At 36.7% G+C, this 12,828-nt stretch carries 17 protein-coding genes; 3 read left to right on the top strand and 14 right to left on the bottom strand.

Annotated elements, in window-relative coordinates:
- Positions 1 to 74: 74 nt before the first annotated feature.
- From QFZ87_RS10940 to QFZ87_RS10925, 4 genes are all read right to left on the bottom strand, one after another.
- Positions 75 to 563, bottom strand: a complete 489-nt coding sequence (locus tag QFZ87_RS10940) for a YpuI family protein (RefSeq protein ID WP_309860985.1) — start codon at positions 561 to 563, stop codon at positions 75 to 77.
- Between the two features lie 32 nt (positions 564 to 595).
- Positions 596 to 1,015: a hypothetical protein gene (locus tag QFZ87_RS10935; protein WP_309860982.1), complete on the bottom strand. Its 420-nt coding sequence runs from the start codon at positions 1,013 to 1,015 to the stop codon at positions 596 to 598.
- A gap of 110 nt (positions 1,016 to 1,125) precedes the next feature.
- Complete coding sequence (scpB, locus tag QFZ87_RS10930; RefSeq protein WP_309860980.1) at positions 1,126 to 1,713, bottom strand: SMC-Scp complex subunit ScpB; 588 nt, start codon at positions 1,711 to 1,713, stop codon at positions 1,126 to 1,128.
- A 1-nt stretch (position 1,714) separates the two neighbouring features.
- Complete coding sequence (locus QFZ87_RS10925) at positions 1,715 to 2,470, bottom strand: segregation/condensation protein A (protein WP_309860977.1); 756 nt, start codon at positions 2,468 to 2,470, stop codon at positions 1,715 to 1,717.
- 208 nt (positions 2,471 to 2,678) lie between these two features.
- Between QFZ87_RS10925 and QFZ87_RS10920 the strand changes: the two genes are divergently transcribed.
- Positions 2,679 to 2,768 carry a YjcZ family sporulation protein gene (locus QFZ87_RS10920; RefSeq protein ID WP_308083323.1) on the top strand — a complete coding sequence of 30 codons (90 nt, stop codon included), beginning with the start codon at positions 2,679 to 2,681 and terminating at the stop codon, positions 2,766 to 2,768.
- A 131-nt stretch (positions 2,769 to 2,899) separates the two neighbouring features.
- Entirely contained in the window at positions 2,900 to 3,424 is a 525-nt protein-coding gene (locus QFZ87_RS10915; RefSeq protein WP_309860974.1) for a DUF309 domain-containing protein, read from the top strand.
- Between the two features lie 19 nt (positions 3,425 to 3,443).
- Here QFZ87_RS10915 and QFZ87_RS10910 read toward each other — a convergent pair whose 3' ends face one another.
- Positions 3,444 to 3,794: a GNAT family N-acetyltransferase gene (locus tag QFZ87_RS10910; RefSeq protein WP_308083320.1), complete on the bottom strand. Its 351-nt coding sequence runs from the start codon at positions 3,792 to 3,794 to the stop codon at positions 3,444 to 3,446.
- 484 nt (positions 3,795 to 4,278) lie between these two features.
- Here QFZ87_RS10910 and QFZ87_RS10905 point away from each other — a divergent pair, with 484 nt between their 5' ends.
- Positions 4,279 to 5,145, top strand: coding sequence for a DUF1002 domain-containing protein (locus QFZ87_RS10905; protein ID WP_309860970.1), 867 nt, complete (start codon positions 4,279 to 4,281; stop codon positions 5,143 to 5,145).
- A gap of 36 nt (positions 5,146 to 5,181) precedes the next feature.
- On the opposite strand, the gene lysA is transcribed toward QFZ87_RS10905, so the two are convergent.
- The 9 genes from lysA to QFZ87_RS10860 form a co-directional block, all read right to left on the bottom strand.
- A complete protein-coding gene (gene lysA, locus QFZ87_RS10900; RefSeq protein ID WP_309860968.1) occupies positions 5,182 to 6,486 on the bottom strand; it encodes a diaminopimelate decarboxylase in 1,305 nt (434 codons plus the stop codon).
- Between the two features lie 161 nt (positions 6,487 to 6,647).
- Positions 6,648 to 8,126, bottom strand: a complete 1,479-nt coding sequence (locus QFZ87_RS10895) for a spore germination protein (protein ID WP_309860965.1) — start codon at positions 8,124 to 8,126, stop codon at positions 6,648 to 6,650.
- A complete protein-coding gene (gene spoVAEA, locus QFZ87_RS10890; protein ID WP_309860962.1) occupies positions 8,126 to 8,701 on the bottom strand; it encodes a stage V sporulation protein SpoVABEA in 576 nt (191 codons plus the stop codon). Before spoVAEA ends, QFZ87_RS10895 begins: the two co-directional genes overlap by 1 nt.
- A 93-nt stretch (positions 8,702 to 8,794) precedes the next feature.
- Positions 8,795 to 9,217 (bottom strand): stage V sporulation protein AB, encoded by a 423-nt coding sequence (locus tag QFZ87_RS10885; protein WP_309867786.1) that lies wholly within the window; start codon positions 9,215 to 9,217, stop codon positions 8,795 to 8,797.
- Positions 9,207 to 9,830 (bottom strand): stage V sporulation protein AA, encoded by a 624-nt coding sequence (locus QFZ87_RS10880; protein ID WP_309860959.1) that lies wholly within the window; start codon positions 9,828 to 9,830, stop codon positions 9,207 to 9,209. The genes QFZ87_RS10885 and QFZ87_RS10880 overlap by 11 nt, the downstream gene beginning before the upstream one ends.
- 91 nt (positions 9,831 to 9,921) lie before the next feature.
- The gene (gene sigF / locus QFZ87_RS10875) at positions 9,922 to 10,680 is read right to left on the bottom strand and encodes an RNA polymerase sporulation sigma factor SigF (RefSeq protein WP_309860955.1); all 759 of its coding nucleotides are present in this window, start codon (positions 10,678 to 10,680) and stop codon (positions 9,922 to 9,924) included.
- 12 nt (positions 10,681 to 10,692) lie between these two features.
- Positions 10,693 to 11,133, bottom strand: coding sequence for an anti-sigma F factor (gene spoIIAB / locus QFZ87_RS10870; RefSeq protein ID WP_309860951.1), 441 nt, complete (start codon positions 11,131 to 11,133; stop codon positions 10,693 to 10,695).
- Positions 11,134 to 11,484 carry an anti-sigma F factor antagonist gene (spoIIAA, locus tag QFZ87_RS10865; RefSeq protein ID WP_308083311.1) on the bottom strand — a complete coding sequence of 117 codons (351 nt, stop codon included), beginning with the start codon at positions 11,482 to 11,484 and terminating at the stop codon, positions 11,134 to 11,136.
- A 130-nt stretch (positions 11,485 to 11,614) separates the two neighbouring features.
- Positions 11,615 to 12,787, bottom strand: a complete 1,173-nt coding sequence (locus QFZ87_RS10860; RefSeq protein ID WP_309860946.1) for a D-alanyl-D-alanine carboxypeptidase family protein — start codon at positions 12,785 to 12,787, stop codon at positions 11,615 to 11,617.
- Positions 12,788 to 12,828 lie beyond the last annotated feature (41 nt).

Genomic DNA, 12,828 nt, shown 5'->3' with positions numbered 1-12,828 from the left:
AATGGTATGAGGTGGTTGATAAAAAAATGATAGGAAAAGGCTGTCCTCTTAGAGAGGCCAGCCTGATTTACCTATTACTTTGATTGAATCATTTTTGTTCTGTAGTCTGTTTCGTAGTACTCAAGTTCTTCCCTTACCCGCTGGAAGTCACCCTCTAAACTTTTGACTAGCTGTACGATGCTTTCAGATACACTACGGTAAAATTTAATCGAATTTCTGCCCGTATAGGCAGAGCGACTATCTTCGTACCATGCATCATTTTTCGGTGAGAAAAACTCTTCAATGCATTGGTGGTAGATTTTGTAGAGTGTTTTTTCCGCAGCCGCTTTTTGAAACGGTTCGCTTTGTAAAATAATCGAGCAGGCTTCAAAACTTTCCTCGCTATAGACAATTAACTTTCTTAAACTTGAAAAAATTAATTTATTATACTGACGGTCTTCTTCATTCTCTCCATTCATTTGTGAGAGGGTTGTTTCATTAAGAAAGTTTTCTAAAGTTACAATTGACTTACTTAAAAATTCTTTCACATCATTTAGTTGTGATTTTACCAACGAGTTTCCCATAGTTACCTCCCTAATTTAACATCGAGCCATCTTTATTGCGGTTGCAAAATGAATTCAAGTGGTGAATGGAGTTCGAAACCCTTCTTTTCTTTAAGAGCACGAAAAACTTCAGGTAATTTTTCAAAATTAATATCCTGAAAATAAGAAGTAAATTCATTCTTTGAATTAATATATAGACGTTTCCTGCTTCGCAGACCTGGATTCTTAATGAGGCAACACAGTGCTACGATATCCCTAAAAAATATCTCATTTTCATTTAGAACCAAAATGGGGTCCTGTTTAAATGGTGTCAATTCCTGGAGAAACTCATCAAAATACCTAACGTATAAAACATGAAGTGTTTTTTCTTCCCCGTTGTCGATAAAGGTTACTTCACTTCTGTTAAAAAAATCCTCAGAAGTATTTGATTTTTCTTTTTCTAATTCAATACCTTTACACTCTTTAATCTGCAAGATGATCCCGCCCCTTATTGAAATGCTCAGTTAATACCAAGTATTACTGATAAATCATTTTGAAAACGTATATTTATTTTAGCATAAATTGGTCCATTTTGATAGCCATTTTAAGAGTTAATCGTTTCTTGAAATTTCTCGAAAAATAAATCGGCTTCCTCTTGGATGTATTCATCCTCTACTTTTTCCGGAAGTTGTGGAAGTTCCTTAAGACTTTTAAGCCCAAAATAATCAAGAAATTCCTTCGTCGTGCCATATAAATAAGCTCTTCCTGCTCCCTCTGCACGGCCAACCTCTTTAATTAAAACCTTTGACATTAATGTATGCAGGGGCCTTTCTGTTTTCACCCCTCGAATTTCTTCTATTTCTGCCCTAGTAATTGGTTGTTTATAGGCAACAATAGCCAATGTTTCTAACGCAGCCTGTGATAAGGTGGAGGTATGTGGAGAATCCACCAATTTTTTTAAATAATTTGCGTTTTCCTTTTTTGTAGCTAGTTGATAGGTCCCTGCCAACTGGACAATCATGACTCCCCTATTATTGTTTTGTTCGTATTCTTTCTTTAAGTCCTCAAGGATCTCACTTGCTTTCAGTTCATCCACATCTAGTACTTCAGCTAATTGTTTTAACGAAAGCCCCTCATCTCCAGCTGCAAACAAAAGGCTCTCAACAATGCTTGTCCAATTAATAATTTCCACTTCAATATGCCCCTTCCTTAACAGCTTCAACAAAGATTTCACCAAAATTTTCTTGCTGTTCCACGTCGATCTCTTTTCTTTTAATCAGCTCTAAAACTGCTAAAAAGGTCACTACAATATGTTCCTTAGCCGGATAGGGAAACAAATCATTAAAGTTTTTCCTTCCTTTTAGCTGTTTTAATTCATCCATAATTTCTATCATTCTTGTCTCAATAGAAATTTCTTGTCTGGCAATTTTAGTTGCCATCGGACGCTGTAGTTTTTTTCTACGTAATAATTTTTGAAATGCAGCTAACATATCATACAAAGAAACATTTAATTCTGTTCTTTCAGGGTGTTTTTCCTTTGCAAAGTCAGAAAGGTCACTAGGTGGCTTTGTAAACATAAGCCCTCGTTCTTCTTCCATCGATTTAAGGTCCTGTGCTGCCTCTTTATACTTCCGATATTCAATCAATCTTTCAACCAACTCGTCTCTTGGATCCTCTTCGAAAGACATGTCTGGATCCGCGTCTACGTAGGCCTCTTCATGTTTAGGCAAAAGCATCTTACTCTTAATGGCAAGTAAGGTTGCAGCCATAACTAAAAACTCACTAGCTACATCCAATTTAAGTTCAGTCATTGTTTTAATATACATAAGGTATTGCTCAGTGATTTGAGCAACCGGAATATCGTATATATCAATCTCGAGCCGGTTAATTAAATGGAGAAGTAAATCCAACGGCCCTTCAAACGCATCAATTTTCACCTGGTATGGCATTTAAATTTCACCAAAATTCTATAAAGATAAATTCGTTACCCGTCATTACGACTAATAATAGTATAGAGTATTCATTTGTGTTATCCAATAGAAAAATCAACCTTACGTTGTTTCTATCCAAAATAGATGTTTGCCCATAAACAATGGACAAATATCCTACATATGATGACAAGGAAAAGAACAAAAACATTTTAGGAGGTATTTGATTATGTCTGATGGCGGCTTTGGTACTGGTTTTGCATTAATCGTCGTTCTATTCATTTTGTTAATTATTGTTGGTGCTTCCTGGGTTTATTAAAAAATAAGCCGAGGTACTGGCCCGTCATTTTTGACGGGCCTTTTCTTTTTTCTAGCTTCAGATTCATTTTTAAGAAGGTCTATCTTTGAATGTGATAAACTTACTATAGTATGTTGTTAAGGGGGGATATCTTGTATCCTAGAGCGTATATTCAATTTTTAATCCATTTTCATGGGGATCGTGATTATTTCGAGTGTCACGAAGTCCTAGAAGAATATTGGAAAAAGACAGACTCTAAAAACAAAGATTCCATTTGGGTAGGTCTGATTTTATTGGCGGTTTCCACTTATCATCACCGGAGAAAAAACTTTAAAGGGGCAATAAGAACATTACAAAAGGCCTTAACCATTCTAAAAAAACAAGAAGATAGTGTAAAGAAACTTGGATTGGACTATGTGCAACTGCTTCAAATTGTACAAGAACGTTTAAGCCTCATTACGTCAGAACAATTATATAAAAGTTTTAATATACCAATTAGTGATCCTCATTTATTGGACCTATGTTTTGCTACTTGTGATCAATTAAAATTTCAATGGGGTAAAGATAGTGATTTGACCAATATTAACCTCGTTCAACGCCATAAATTACGTGATCGAACAAATGTGATTCAAGAAAGAAATCAATCTTTAAAAATGAGAAAAGAGGCTGACTTATAAGGGTCAGCCCCATGTTTTTTCAGCAAACATCACATTTTTCGATAAATGGTGCAGTGTTTTCATTTGGAATAATTACTTTATCTGAATACATCTCTCTTAATGCTTTTACCATTCTTTTACCCACACCTTGGTAGCGATGGGAAGGGTTAACAGAAATATGCTGGATCTCGAGAGTATTTTCTTCATCATGATAAAGAACTCCTAGCAGTCCAATAATATCTTCTTCTTTCCATAAGAACAGCTGCCAGTTTTCTTCCGTCTCATATTCCTTCATGGTTAACTGTAGCTTTTTTAAGTCCTTTTCATTTGGCATAAAAGACAATAGTCCCATGGCAATTTTTTCGAATGTTTTCTTATACCGAATTAACATTTTGATCCCTCATTATATTAAATAAACCATTGGTAATTTGGTTTAGCAATAGTATATTTTTACCAAACAACTCATTAATAAACCTAATTTTATTATATGTAATTAAATTTATAGTGTTTCACTAATGACCATCATACATAATTAATGGGCAATCATCAATGATAAAAATTACTAAATCCTATTGCTTTGGTCCAATAAATAGCCAGTAGATTATTCCCCAAATGGCAGAAACTCCAATTAGTATACTAAATAACACCCAATTTCTTTTCATAAAGGCTTCCTCCGAAACAGTTCATTCATGACACTCATTCTACACCAAATGACAGAAATAATCTATTTCCTCTTACAAATATTACATATTATCACTAAAGTTTTAAAACTATGAAACTTCTTAATACATTTATTCGTTTATATTAAGGGTTTCGGTTATATTATAAAAGAGCATATATTTATTAAACTGCTTTAAATTTCAAGGAGGCACAAAATGAAAAAATTTTTCACCCTTTTATTAGTAACTTTACTTTTCTTTCAACCGATCAGAAGCTTTGCAGATCTAGCTGAAGGGGATATGATTGTCACTTTAGGTGAAAATCTTACCAAAGATCAAAAGGATAAACTTCTAAAAGAAATGGATGCCCCTCTGGATGTACAAATAGTGACTGTGTCCAATCAGGAAGAACACCAATATTTAGGGAAATATGTAGCAAAGTCTCTTATCGGAACAAAGGCTATCTCTTCTTCTGCCATCACCATTGCTCCTAAGGGGTCTGGCATCACAGTTAAAACCAATAATATCAATTGGGTTACAGATGAAATGTATGTGAATGCATTAATTACTGCCGGTGTAAAGGATGCAAACATCTATATCACAGCTCCTATTTCTGTTTCTGGAACAGCTGCCTTAACTGGAATCATAAAAGCATATGAAATTTCGGCGGATAAAGCTATACCAGAAGAGGTCAAGCAAGCAGCTAATCAGGAAATGGTTGAAACTGCCAAACTTGGCGATTCGATCGGAGAGAAAAATGCTGCGGCATTAATCGCGAAAGTAAAAGAAGAAATAGCCAAGAATAAGCCGCAAAATGATGAAGAATTACGAAAAATCATTGATCAGGCTGCAAAGGATTTAAATGTTAGTCTTACTGATGAGGAAATGCAACGTCTAATTGATTTGTTTAATAAGTTGAAGAATTTAGATATCGACTGGAACCAAGTGAGTGACCAACTGAATAAAGCAAAGGATAGGATTTCTAAATTTCTTGAATCCGATGAAGGTCAAGGATTCTTAGAAAAGGTTAAACAATTCTTCATTTGGTTAATCGACGCTATTAAATCAATCTTCTCTAAATAAATTAATAAAGCTGCCACTTCTATGGCAGCTTTTCCATTATTTTAATGGCAAATCATGTCTCACTAGATCTTCATACGTCTCTCTTTTAACAACAAGAGTGGCTTTGCCGTTTTCAACAAAAACAACAGCTGGCCTTGGAATACGGTTATAATTATTTGACATGGAATAACCATAGGCACCCGTACAAAATACAGCTAGAATATCTTCTTCCCCTGCTTCGGGAAGAGGTAAGTCCCAAATTAACATATCACCCGACTCACAGCATTTCCCAGCAATAGAGACGGTTTCCTTTGTTTTTGCTAAGGGTCTATTAGCAAGAACGGCCTCGTATTTTGCGCTATAAAGAGCCGGTCGAATATTATCGCTCATGCCGCCATCAACAGCTAAATATTTCCTCACACCTGGGACCTCTTTTGAAGAGCCTACTTTATAAAGGGTGATTCCTGCATCTCCTACAAGTGAACGCCCTGGTTCAATCCAGATTTCAGGCATTTCCATAGAGTAATGCTCTGTCAATTTTTTTACTTCTTTAATGATTTCACTGACATATTGTGCAGGTGGGATTGGCTCATCCTCTTTTGTATAACGGATCCCAAAACCGCCTCCTAGGTTTAACACTTTCGCTTTAAATGAAAGTTCATTTTCCCACTCTGCCATCTTTTCAACAATTTTCTTTGCAGCAAGTAAAAATCCTGTTGTTTCAAAGATTTGCGAACCAATGTGGCAATGTAGCCCGAGAACATCAAAATAATCAAAATGAAGAGCTGTTTCTAACGCCTGTTTCGCCTGTCCATTTTGAAGATCAAATCCGAATTTTGAATCCTCCTGCCCGGTCAAAATATAATCATGGGTATGCGCTTCAATCCCAGGGGTTATTCTTAATAAAATATTAACTTTCGTTTTTTTCTCCTGGCAAATGGATTTTAAAAGTTCGATTTCATGGAAATTATCTACAACAATACAGCCAATTTGATGATCCAACGCCATCTCCAGTTCTTCCCGGCTTTTATTATTCCCATGAAAATGAATTCTCTCGACTGGGAATCCTGCAACTATTGCGGTATATAACTCCCCACCCGAAACGACATCAAGGGATAAACCTTCCTCTTCTGCCAGCTGAATCATAGCAACTGTCGAAAATGCTTTACTTGCATATGCCACTTGAGCTTTCATATTTTGTTCTTCAAAAGTTCGTTTAAAGCCTCGAGCTCTTTCTCGCATTAATGCAACATCATATACATATAAAGGAGTACCATATTCTTGAGCCAATTCAATGGCATCGACTCCACCTATTTCTAAATTTCCGCTTTTATTAACTCCTGTTGATCCATAAAAATACATTTCCTTCCCCACTCTCCATAACAGCTCACTATAGTTTATGTAGACAATGTTAAAAGATATAAAGAAATAGACAGAATCTACATAAGATACTGCCTATTCATAATCCTTTATCACTCTATTTAATTAAAAATTACTTTAGCATACCTGAAATAAAACCGCAATTATTTCTCGTTTGCTTTAGGTGGCTGTCGGAAACGGTTTCGCGGATGAACAATGCTTGGTCTAAGTAGTGACCCAGGTATAGCTCTTCGAACGAGAATCTGCAAAAATCCTTTAGGCTCAAACGGAAGAAAAGGCCATAGGTAAGGTGTGTTAAGGACACGCATCTTAACAAGAAAAATAAACATTAAACTTGCACCAATAATAAAACCTGGTGTATGGAATATGGCAACTAAAATGGTCAATACCATTCGGAGCATCTTATTAGCTACACCTAACTCATAACTTGGTGTGGTAAATGAACCAATGCCTGCGACAGCAACATAAAGAATGACTTCAGGAACAAACAAACCAACATCAATTGCAATTTGACCAATTAACACTGCTGCAATTAAGCCCATTGCCGTGGATAATGGTGTTGGTGTATGTATGGCTGCCATTCGTAAAAACTCAATCCCAAAATCGGCTAATATTAGTTGAATGACAACGGGAATATTGGTTTGTTCGTTAGGTCCAATAAACGATATTTTTTCAGGTAGTAAAGAAGGCTCTAAAACAAATAAAAGCCATAACGGAAGCAATAAAATCGATGTTAATACACCTAAAAAACGAGTCCACCGTACAAAGGTCCCCGCTGCTGGTGATTCCCGAAATTCTTCTGCATGTTGCACATGATGAAAATAGGTTGCTGGTGTAATGATTACACTTGGGGAAGTATCACAATAAATGACAATATGCCCTTCTAAAATATGAGCAGAAGCTACATCCGCTCTCTCCGTATATCTAACCATTGGGAAGGGATTCCACCCTTGTTTTACAATAAATTCTTCCAGCGTTTTATCTGCCAAGGGTATGCCATCTACTTGTATAGCATTGATTTCTTTTCTGAGAATATTTAGTAGATCTGCATCGGCAACATCCTCTAAGTATCCTAAGGCCACATCCGTTTTCGACCGTTCTCCAACCTTTAACATTTCAAAGCGCAGTCGTTCATCACGAATTCTTCTTCTTGTTAACGCCGTATTTAATATAATATTTTCTACAAATCCATCACGAGAACCACGAACTACTTTTTCTGTGTCAGGTTCTTGAGGAGACCTTCCTGGATAACTTCTAACATCTACTGCAAGGGCTGTATCTACCCCATCAATTACTACAACAATTAACCCTGATAATACAAAGTCTACCAATTCATTTAGTGTTTTAATCGGTTGAACAGATTGGTTTAGGAGACGATTATATATGAGTTTATAAATGTCAGTTGAGAGTTTTTCATGGTCATTGAGTTGCACCAGCTCTTCAATTAACTCAATAACGAAACGAGTATCACATAATCCATTACAAAAATAAATTTGGACATCTGTTTTAAGGACTTTAAGTTTTCTAACTCCTAGATCAAAACTTATTCCAAGCCCCACCCGTTGTTTCATATAATTTTCAGTCTCATGGACCGATTCAGGGATAGGCCCATTTTTGCTCATTACTTCTTGCCATGGAAGCCGCTCCTTTCTAATATAAGTTCAACTGCCTTCTTTGTTATTGGGGAACCATGTTTATAGGAGTCGTGCTTTGCCATTTTCCCTACATCACCCACTCCTACGATAATAGGCACATCTAACTCATCAAGACAGTAAACTGTATCTCCATTTATTCTGCCGATTTCAAGTTCGGGTATACCAAATTTATCTACCCCATAGGGAGTTAACACTCCATCACGATCAATACTTACATCCACCCTAGCCCATTCTTCGTGTCTCGATTTTGCGGCCACCGCAATGATGCCTAGAACTTCAATGTCTTTATGGGTAGCTACATATTTTAATGCTTTTTCACCCGCCCCCTCCCCTACTATGCCACTGTCATCAAACATGACTAATACTGGATCATGAGGTGCTTCTTTTATTAAGCGAATAATTTGAGGCCCTGACAATTTAGACGGATTTCCTTGAGATTGGGAAATACATCGACCGCCAATCTCTCGAGCAACGTGCTCGATGGCTCTTTTTGCATATTCATCACCATCCGTTACTAGAATGACTCGTCTCCGATTACTCATTCTTTGATGTCCTTTCATTGAAAAGCGTGGAACTAGCAAGTCATTTATCATTTATACAACCTACTAGGCTTCATGCTTGACAGTTTATTATCATTAATGATGTACAAAATAAAGCCATTGAAAGAGTGACCCAAAAATTTTCCCCAGTACGATCGCCATAATTAAAATGACTAATTCCCCATCCATTCGAATTCTTTTTACAAGAATTGGAAAGACATTTAACACTTCTGTGAGTGCAGCAGCTAACATGCCAACAAACACTCCACCGTTTACTCCTAAGAGGATTAGTGTATAAGGCCAAATATGTAATACTGGATCTCTGAGACTGGCTATTACTCCAGTAAGTGCACCGATAACTACCGCCCATTCATATTGTTGGATCATTTTCATTGTTTTGGTAAGCTGCGTTAGCCTTGGAATCACTCCTAATACGGTAAGGAAAGCAACAAATCCTGAGCCTACCGCTAATCCACTTGCTATTCCTAAAAAACATACGGCAAGAATTTTAATCGTTATCATGGAGATGCTTCATACTTTCTTTATTTTCATGAATAATCACGTAGTTATCTAAATCCATTTGATAATTAAACATTTCTACTTCAAGAGGACTGGGCTCCTCATTGATTCGTTTCTTAAATACATGATTAAAAAAAAGAATCATTCCAAGACCTAAGCCAATGGAATAAGGTATTTGAAATAATAATGGTTTTGCTTCCTTTTTTCCTGTAATAATGGTATATAGCTTTTCTTGTACACTTCTCATACTTACATCATCATGAAAATTCATGATTGCCATTGCTGAACCAAAAAATAAGAGAAACCAGATTAAAAGAAAAAATGGAATGTTTAATCCCTTTTTCTTTACCATTACTTCTATGATGGTTTGAGCTGGCCCAATTGTTTGGACCTCCAGGGCCTCAAACTTATTTGTTATCAAATCGATAACTTTCATTACATCAATCACAACAATATTACGGTCCATTTCTGTAAGTTGATAGATCATCATAGATTTTAGAGCCGGAAGTAGGGTGTCTGGTGCGATTATTTGGGCTACATCTTTTAATAATATTTCTCCATCAGGTTGGGCTTGTACACGATTCCGCATGCGGATGTAGATTGTTTTATCCAAAACATTCACTTCCCACACATTTATTTCCTCGTATGTGTAGTATGTTTAAGAATCAAGCATTTCATGTAGGAAAAATAAAAAGACCGTAGGATCACAGATCCATACGGTCTTTCATTTGTTGTAATATCTTTTTCTCAAGTCTTGATACCTGAACCTGCGATATTCCAAGTCTCAGTGCCACTTCTGACTGTGTTTGATCTTTATAATATCTTAAATAAACAATCAGTCTTTCACGTTCATCCAATTCGCGAATGGCTTCTTTTAAAGCTATTTTATCAAACCACTTTCCTTCATTACCGTCATCAATTTGGTCAAGTAATGTAATTGGGTCACCATCATTTTCATACACTGTTTCATGAATAGATGAAGGGGTCCTGCTTGCCTCTTGAGCAAGGATGACATCCTCCGGCGAAAGCTCCAAATGGGCTGAAATTTCGTTAACCGTTGGAATCCTTCCAAGTATTTTAGATAATTCATCCTTGGCTTTACGGATTTTATTTCCCATTTCCTTCAGTGACCGGCTGACCTTAACTGTTCCATCATCGCGAATAAATCGTTGGATTTCACCAATTATCATTGGTACAGCATATGTGGAAAACTTAACATCGTAGGAAAGGTCAAACTTATCAACTGATTTTAATAGACCGATACATCCAATCTGAAACAGGTCATCAGGGTCGTATCCCCTATTAAGAAACCTCTGAACTACTGACCAGACAAGACGCATGTTTTTTTCAACTATTAAATCTCTTGCCTCTTGGTCCCCATCCTGGCTCTTTTTAATGAGCTCTTTCACTTCGTGATCCTTTAAATATGTTTGACTTTTATCGTTCTTGACCTCCACATCCATCGGCAAGTCTCCTTAATTGCAAAGCATTTTGCGGGATTGTAAATGCTTTCGTAATCTAACCTCGGTTCCTCGACCTGGCTGTGAATGAACCTCAACCTCATCCATGAAATTCTCCATGATGGTAAAACCCATACCGGAGCGTTCTAAGTCCGGCTTCGTTGTAAATAATGGCTGACGAGCTTCTTCCACATCAACAATACCTAAACCACTATCTTTTATGGTCATATCAATTAAGCTATCTTCAATAATTACTTGAATCACTACGATTCCATTCGGATCATTTTCATATCCATGTATAATCGCATTTGTCACAACTTCAGAAACAACTGTTTTTATTTCAGTTAATTCATCCATTGTTGGATCTAGCTGTGCAATAAACGCGGCAACAGTTACACGGGCAAACGATTCATTTTGACTTAAAGCACTGAATTGAAGATTCATCTCATTCTTCACTCAGGCCACCCCCAATCTTTGCAATGCAAATTCCTCAGTCGGTTCCATTTTGATAATTTTAAATAAACCAGACATATCGAATAATCTTTGTATTGCAGGGGAAATTGCACAAACGACCATTTCACCGTGCACCTGTTTAATTTGTTTGTATCTTCCTAGAATAACCCCTAATCCAGAGCTATCCATAAAAGAGAGATGTTCTAAATTTAAGACAATATGACGAATCTCATTCTTTTCAATAACCACTGTCGCTTGTTCGCGTAAGTCATCTGCTGTATGGTGATCCAGTTCACCACTTAAGCGAATGCATAATACGTCATGTTTTGTTTCCATATTAATGTTAAGACTCACTATCCCCGTCCTCCTTAATCTGGTATAGTGAGTCAATTCGCTTTTTTGAAGGTAATATCCTTCTTCAATTACAAAACTAGTCGTATTTCGCTAAAAGTAGTTATATAATAGGTTGTTTCGACAGCAGATTCTATTTACCCGCTTTCGTGAACATTCCAAAGGAACGTTTATAAAGTGTCCACCATCCGGCTTCCTGAACAGCCTTTTTTGCCACTATAGGACTTTCAAGAATAACCTTTCCATCTTTAATCAATTTGATTGTACCTACTTGATCCCCTTTGGCAATTGGAGCCTTAAGATTTTTTGCCATCACAACTTTTTGTTTGACATTCTCAGTCTTTTCGCCTTTTTTTGTCAGTAAGGAAAGGGGTTCACTTGTAACTGCTTCAACCGTCTTGTCTTTCCCTTTACTTATTTTTGCTTCACCAATGATTTGATTACGCTTAAACATTGGGTGTGTTTTATATTGACTAAAGGCATAATCAAGCATTTTAGTTACCTGTGCATTTCTTTCCTTTGATGTAGGAGCACCAAAAACGACAGCAATTACACGCATACCATCCTTTTGTGCGGTTGCGGTTAAACAATACTTTGCTTCAGCCGTAAATCCTGTCTTTAAGCCATCTACACCTGGGTAAAAACGAACTAATTTATTTGTATTAACAAGCCAAAATTTCTTATCCGTATTCTCACGTAAATATGCTTCATACATTCCTGTAAACTTGGTTATATCTTCATATTTGAGCAATTCCTTTGCCATGGTTGCCATGTCAGCAGCTGTGCTGTAATGTCCACTCACAGGAAGCCCTGTTGTATTTTTAAAGAAAGTATGCTTTAATCCTAGTTCTTTCGCCTTATCATTCATCATGTCGACAAATGCTTCTTCAGAACCTGCGATCCTCTCAGCCATAGCAACCGATGCATCATTTCCTGACCCGATTGCTATACCTCTTAACATTTCCTTAGTGGTCATTTCTTCGCCAGGTTCTAGGAAAATCTGCGAACCTCCCATTGAAGCGGCGTATTCGCTTGCACGAATTTTTTCATTCCATGTCAGCTTGCCCTTATCAATTGCCTCCATAATTAAGAGCATAGTCATAACTTTAGTCATACTTGCAGGTGGCAGTTCATCCTTACTATTTTTCTCATATAGGACCGCACCTGTATCGCGTTCAATTAATATAGCAGATTTAACATTACTGACAATATCAGCACTTTTCTTTTCTTCTGCAGCAAAAGCAGATGGACCCCACATACTTGTAAGTAATAAAGATGTCACTAATAAAGAGACAAATCGTTTCATTCGCATAACCCTCCATTCTTTATAGCCTCCATTTTTTCCAA

The sequence above is a fragment of the Bacillus sp. SLBN-46 genome (assembly GCF_031453555.1).
Lineage (GTDB): Bacteria > Bacillota > Bacilli > Bacillales > Cytobacillaceae > Neobacillus.
The sequence above is the reverse complement of the archived record's forward strand: the minus strand, read 5'-3'. Positions and strand labels throughout refer to the sequence as shown.

Bases quoted from the DNA above. Each gene is read 5' to 3' on its own strand.
- QFZ87_RS10925 (WP_309860977.1), bottom strand. From the start codon at position 2,470: ATGCCATACCAGGTGAAAATTGATGCGTTTGAAGGGCCGTTGGATTTA.
- spoVAEA (WP_309860962.1), bottom strand. From the start codon at position 8,701: ATGAGTAATCGGAGACGAGTCATTCTAGTAACGGATGGTGATGAATAT.
- QFZ87_RS10920 (WP_308083323.1), top strand. From the start codon at position 2,679: ATGTCTGATGGCGGCTTTGGTACTGGTTTTGCATTAATCGTCGTTCTA.
- QFZ87_RS10895 (WP_309860965.1), bottom strand. From the start codon at position 8,126: ATGAGCAAAAATGGGCCTATCCCTGAATCGGTCCATGAGACTGAAAAT.
- QFZ87_RS10910 (WP_308083320.1), bottom strand. From the start codon at position 3,794: ATGTTAATTCGGTATAAGAAAACATTCGAAAAAATTGCCATGGGACTA.
- QFZ87_RS10940 (WP_309860985.1), bottom strand. From the start codon at position 563: ATGGGAAACTCGTTGGTAAAATCACAACTAAATGATGTGAAAGAATTT.
- lysA (WP_309860968.1), bottom strand. From the start codon at position 6,486: ATGTATTTTTATGGATCAACAGGAGTTAATAAAAGCGGAAATTTAGAA.
- QFZ87_RS10905 (WP_309860970.1), top strand. From the start codon at position 4,279: ATGAAAAAATTTTTCACCCTTTTATTAGTAACTTTACTTTTCTTTCAA.
- sigF (WP_309860955.1), bottom strand. From the start codon at position 10,680: ATGGATGTGGAGGTCAAGAACGATAAAAGTCAAACATATTTAAAGGAT.
- QFZ87_RS10860 (WP_309860946.1), bottom strand. From the start codon at position 12,787: ATGAAACGATTTGTCTCTTTATTAGTGACATCTTTATTACTTACAAGT.